The sequence below is a fragment of the Streptomyces sp. SID14478 genome, assembly GCF_010548525.1.
In the GTDB taxonomy this organism is placed as follows: Bacteria; Actinomycetota; Actinomycetes; order Streptomycetales; family Streptomycetaceae; genus Streptomyces.
In genome coordinates this window covers 1-982 of the sequence record NZ_JAAGMG010000023.1, presented here as the reverse complement: position 1 = coordinate 982, position 982 = coordinate 1, and the positions used below count along the sequence as shown (strand labels likewise).

The 982-nt window shown below is 74.4% G+C and carries 2 protein-coding genes; both read right to left on the bottom strand.

Features of this window, described 5'->3' with window-relative positions:
• Positions 1-273: 273 nt before the first annotated feature.
• Positions 274-531 carry an HGxxPAAW family protein gene (locus G3I40_RS00890; RefSeq protein WP_164300212.1) on the bottom strand — a complete coding sequence of 86 codons (258 nt, stop codon included), beginning with the start codon at positions 529-531 and terminating at the stop codon, positions 274-276.
• Positions 532-625: 94 nt separating this feature from the next.
• The coding region (locus G3I40_RS00885) for a TIGR02234 family membrane protein (protein ID WP_164300211.1) at positions 626-982 on the bottom strand (357 nt) is incomplete at its 5' end.

Genomic DNA, 982 nt, shown 5'->3' with positions numbered 1-982 from the left:
AGCGGGCAGGCCGGGTAGTGGCCGGGCTGGTTCGGGTCGACGGCGCCGACGTAGGCGAAGGCCGCGGCGACCCCGCCGAGGACGCCGAGCGGCACGGCGAGTCGGCGCAGGACCGCGGCCCGGGGGCGGGAGTCGTGGTCACTGCGGCAGGGCGTCTCGACGGTCACCCGGGAAATTCTGCCCCGGGCACGCGCGCGGCGCCTTCGGGGACACGCGAAGGGGCGGTGCGGCGAACCCGTCGCCGCACCGCCCCTGTCCCGTACCGAGAAGGTGTCAGGCCTCCGAGCCCGCGGGCCGCGCGGTCACCGCCGACGTGGCCGGCAGCTTCAGCTCGGCGCGCTTCGGCTTGCCGAGACCGGCCGCGCTCATGATGCCGCCGACGATCGGGGCGATGACGAGCAGAGCCATGCCGGCCCAGAAGCCGACCGGCTTCACCATCACCATGAACGCGCCGGCGACGATGAACCCGATGAAGGCGATGATGACACCGGTCCAGGCGGCCGGGGTGTGTCCGTGGCTGCTGTCCGCCATGGCTTGCTCCTCATTGCTTATGGCCTATGCGTACGCGCACGTACGACGTGCACGCCCATTGTCCCGTACGTGCGCGTACGGGACGAACCCGGGGTCAGGCGGCGCCCGTCGGGTCCTCGCCGCGGTCGAGCGCCTTCCACAGTTCCTCGGGACGCTCGGGGTCGACGGCCTTCTGCCTGCGCGCCCGGGGGGCGCCGCTGCGCTCGTAGCGGCCACCCATCGAGGGCCAGGCGGCGCCGTAGACCACGGCGAGGATGCCGGCGATCAGGATGAGGGCGCCGCCCGCGGCCGCGACGTACGGCCAGGCGGTGTGGGTGAGGGCGTCGATGGTGGTGGCGGTGTTGCCGGAGGCCTCGGCCGCCTTCTCGTCGAGCGCCGAGCTGTCGTCCGCGCCGAGCACGGCGGCGGCGACGGCGCCCGCGCCGCTGAGCGCGAGCAGGGCGGCGACCAG